Source organism: Aeromonas sp. QDB54 (assembly GCF_027707385.1).
Lineage (GTDB): Bacteria > Pseudomonadota > Gammaproteobacteria > Enterobacterales > Aeromonadaceae > Aeromonas > Aeromonas hydrophila.
The window spans coordinates 1-3,854 of the sequence record NZ_JAPCIT010000059.1; the positions used below are offsets into that span (position 1 = coordinate 1).

The 3,854-nt window shown below is 62.4% G+C and carries 4 protein-coding genes; 1 reads left to right on the top strand and 3 read right to left on the bottom strand.

Annotated features, from left to right (window positions below):
* Nucleotides 1-373: 373 nt before the first annotated feature.
* Nucleotides 374-1,024 (bottom strand): tetracycline resistance transcriptional repressor TetR(A), encoded by a 651-nt coding sequence (gene tetR(A), locus PG881_RS23685; RefSeq protein WP_000164043.1) that lies wholly within the window; start codon nt 1,022-1,024, stop codon nt 374-376.
* Between the two features lie 105 nt (nt 1,025-1,129).
* Between tetR(A) and tet(A) the strand changes: the two genes are divergently transcribed.
* A complete protein-coding gene (gene tet(A) / locus PG881_RS23690) occupies nt 1,130-2,329 on the top strand; it encodes a tetracycline efflux MFS transporter Tet(A) (RefSeq protein WP_000804064.1) in 1,200 nt (399 codons plus the stop codon).
* Between the two features lie 31 nt (nt 2,330-2,360).
* Here tet(A) and PG881_RS23695 read toward each other — a convergent pair whose 3' ends face one another.
* Both PG881_RS23695 and PG881_RS23700 read right to left on the bottom strand, forming a co-directional pair.
* Nucleotides 2,361-3,245, bottom strand: coding sequence for a DMT family transporter (locus PG881_RS23695; RefSeq protein ID WP_000058717.1), 885 nt, complete (start codon nt 3,243-3,245; stop codon nt 2,361-2,363).
* Nucleotides 3,246-3,382: 137 nt separating this feature from the next.
* Nucleotides 3,383-3,775 carry a cysteine hydrolase family protein gene (locus tag PG881_RS23700; protein ID WP_001351729.1) on the bottom strand — a complete coding sequence of 131 codons (393 nt, stop codon included), beginning with the start codon at nt 3,773-3,775 and terminating at the stop codon, nt 3,383-3,385.
* Nucleotides 3,776-3,854: the final 79 nt, after the last annotated feature.

Here is a 3,854-nt window from a genome sequence, read left to right on the forward strand (position 1 = left end):
GACGGGAAGTTTCGGCCCTTACGGATGCCCGGAAAACCTTAGCGTACGATTTTTTCCGAATTCTGCGGGCTCCCCTATCTCATCTGCGCAAGGCAGAACGTGAAGACGGCCGCCCTGGACCTCGCCCGCGAGCGCCAGGCGCACGAGGCCGGCGCGCGGACCCGCGCCACGGCCCACGAGCGGACGCCGCAGCAGGAGCGCCAGAAGGCCGCCAGAGAGGCCGAGCGCGGCCGTGAGGCTTGGACGCTAGGGCAGGGCATGAAAAAGCCCGTAGCGGGCTGCTACGGGCGTCTGACGCGGTGGAAAGGGGGAGGGGATGTTGTCTACATGGCTCTGCTGTAGTGAGTGGGTTGCGCTCCGGCAGCGGTCCTGATCAATCGTCACCCTTTCTCGGTCCTTCAACGTTCCTGACAACGAGCCTCCTTTTCGCCAATCCATCGACAATCACCGCGAGTCCCTGCTCGAACGCTGCGTCCGGACCGGCTTCGTCGAAGGCGTCTATCGCGGCCCGCAACAGCGGCGAGAGCGGAGCCTGTTCAACGGTGCCGCCGCGCTCGCCGGCATCGCTGTCGCCGGCCTGCTCCTCAAGCACGGCCCCAACAGTGAAGTAGCTGATTGTCATCAGCGCATTGACGGCGTCCCCGGCCGAAAAACCCGCCTCGCAGAGGAAGCGAAGCTGCGCGTCGGCCGTTTCCATCTGCGGTGCGCCCGGTCGCGTGCCGGCATGGATGCGCGCGCCATCGCGGTAGGCGAGCAGCGCCTGCCTGAAGCTGCGGGCATTCCCGATCAGAAATGAGCGCCAGTCGTCGTCGGCTCTCGGCACCGAATGCGTATGATTCTCCGCCAGCATGGCTTCGGCCAGTGCGTCGAGCAGCGCCCGCTTGTTCCTGAAGTGCCAGTAAAGCGCCGGCTGCTGAACCCCCAACCGTTCCGCCAGTTTGCGTGTCGTCAGACCGTCTACGCCGACCTCGTTCAACAGGTCCAGGGCGGCACGGATCACTGTATTCGGCTGCAACTTTGTCATGCTTGACACTTTATCACTGATAAACATAATATGTCCACCAACTTATCAGTGATAAAGAATCCGCGCGTTCAATCGGACCAGCGGAGGCTGGTCCGGAGGCCAGACGTGAAACCCAACAGACCCCTGATCGTAATTCTGAGCACTGTCGCGCTCGACGCTGTCGGCATCGGCCTGATTATGCCGGTGCTGCCGGGCCTCCTGCGCGATCTGGTTCACTCGAACGACGTCACCGCCCACTATGGCATTCTGCTGGCGCTGTATGCGTTGATGCAATTTGCCTGCGCACCTGTGCTGGGCGCGCTGTCGGATCGTTTCGGGCGGCGGCCGGTCTTGCTCGTCTCGCTGGCCGGCGCTGCTGTCGACTACGCCATCATGGCGACGGCGCCTTTCCTTTGGGTTCTCTATATCGGGCGGATCGTGGCCGGCATCACCGGGGCGACTGGGGCGGTAGCCGGCGCTTATATTGCCGATATCACTGATGGCGATGAGCGCGCGCGGCACTTCGGCTTCATGAGCGCCTGTTTCGGGTTCGGGATGGTCGCGGGACCTGTGCTCGGTGGGCTGATGGGCGGTTTCTCCCCCCACGCTCCGTTCTTCGCCGCGGCAGCCTTGAACGGCCTCAATTTCCTGACGGGCTGTTTCCTTTTGCCGGAGTCGCACAAAGGCGAACGCCGGCCGTTACGCCGGGAGGCTCTCAACCCGCTCGCTTCGTTCCGGTGGGCCCGGGGCATGACCGTCGTCGCCGCCCTGATGGCGGTCTTCTTCATCATGCAACTTGTCGGACAGGTGCCGGCCGCGCTTTGGGTCATTTTCGGCGAGGATCGCTTTCACTGGGACGCGACCACGATCGGCATTTCGCTTGCCGCATTTGGCATTCTGCATTCACTCGCCCAGGCAATGATCACCGGCCCTGTAGCCGCCCGGCTCGGCGAAAGGCGGGCACTCATGCTCGGAATGATTGCCGACGGCACAGGCTACATCCTGCTTGCCTTCGCGACACGGGGATGGATGGCGTTCCCGATCATGGTCCTGCTTGCTTCGGGTGGCATCGGAATGCCGGCGCTGCAAGCAATGTTGTCCAGGCAGGTGGATGAGGAACGTCAGGGGCAGCTGCAAGGCTCACTGGCGGCGCTCACCAGCCTGACCTCGATCGTCGGACCCCTCCTCTTCACGGCGATCTATGCGGCTTCTATAACAACGTGGAACGGGTGGGCATGGATTGCAGGCGCTGCCCTCTACTTGCTCTGCCTGCCGGCGCTGCGTCGCGGGCTTTGGAGCGGCGCAGGGCAACGAGCCGATCGCTGATCGTGGAAACGATAGGCCTATGCCATGCGGGTCAAGGCGACTTCCGGCAAGCTATACGCGCCCTAGGAGTGCGGTTGGAACGTTGGCCCAGCCAGATACTCCCGATCACGAGCAGGACGCCGATGATTTGAAGCGCACTCAGCGTCTGATCCAAGAACAACCATCCTAGCAACACGGCGGTCCCCGGGCTGAGAAAGCCCAGTAAGGAAACAACTGTAGGTTCGAGTCGCGAGATCCCCCGGAACCAAAGGAAGTAGGTTAAACCCGCTCCGATCAGGCCGAGCCACGCCAGGCCGAGAACATTGGTTCCTGTAGGCATCGGGATTGGCGGATCAAACACTAAAGCTACTGGAACGAGCAGAAGTCCTCCGGCCGCCAGTTGCCAGGCGGTAAAGGTGAGCAGAGGCACGGGAGGTTGCCACTTGCGGGTCAGCACGGTTCCGAACGCCATGGAAACCGCCCCCGCCAGGCCCGCTGCGACGCCGACAGGATCTAGCGCTGCGTTTGGTGTCAACACCAACAGCGCCACGCCCGCAGTTCCGCAAATAGCCCCCAGGACCGCCATCAATCGTATCGGGCTACCTAGCAGAGCGGCAGAGATGAACACGACCATCAGCGGCTGCACAGCGCCTACCGTCGCCGCGACCCCGCCCGGCAGGCGGTAGACCGAAATAAACAACAAGCTCCAGAATAGCGAAATATTAAGTGCGCCGAGGATGAAGATGCGCATCCACCAGATTCCCGTTGGAATCTGTCGGACGATCATCACGAGCAATAAACCCGCCGGCAACGCCCGCAGCATCGCGACCGTCATCGGTGAGAAGTTCGGCAGGTATTGGGTGGTGACAATGTAGGTGCTGCCCCAAATGGCAGGTGCTATCGCTGTGAACAATAAATCGGGCGTGCGTAATGACATGCGATTACAAGACCTCCGCTACGGCGATGGGTTTTTGAGAGTTGCAGGCGCCGCGATGACCGCACCCTGACTTGGACTGGCCCTGCCTCGCACCAATCCACCTGCGGCTATGGCCGCGATCATGCGAGGCCCGAAAATTACACGACCTGTACACGTCCGCCGAACCCGGAACGCAACAGAGCTTCGTGGGCATCCCGATCCGGGTCGTAGCAGCAGTCCTGGACCAAACGCACGTCGTAGTCCGCATCACTAGCCCAGGCGACGCTTGAAAGAACAACGCCGGTGGTGCTTATCCCGGCCATGACAAGCGTGCTTACGCCGCGCGTCCGAAGGTCGGCGTCGAGCGCCGTGCCATAAAAGACGCTGGCTCGCGGACATGCATAGAAAAGGTCGCCCCGTTCGATCGCAAGCCCTTCGACGGGCAGACCGGTGCGAAATCGTCCGCTCGGGAGATACGGTGAGATTTGGCGATTCGTCGCCGGCGGCGCATGTTCATACTCTTCGCCGAGCGAAAAGTTGGGGAACAGCACGGGCCGGCCGCGCAAGGCGTGCTGGCAGCCGTGCAGACCCTGCGTGAGATGAACGCCGACAACCTGCGCAAGGTGCCGG

Bases quoted from the DNA above. Each gene is read 5' to 3' on its own strand.
- PG881_RS23695 (WP_000058717.1), bottom strand. From the start codon at position 3,245: ATGTCATTACGCACGCCCGATTTATTGTTCACAGCGATAGCACCTGCC.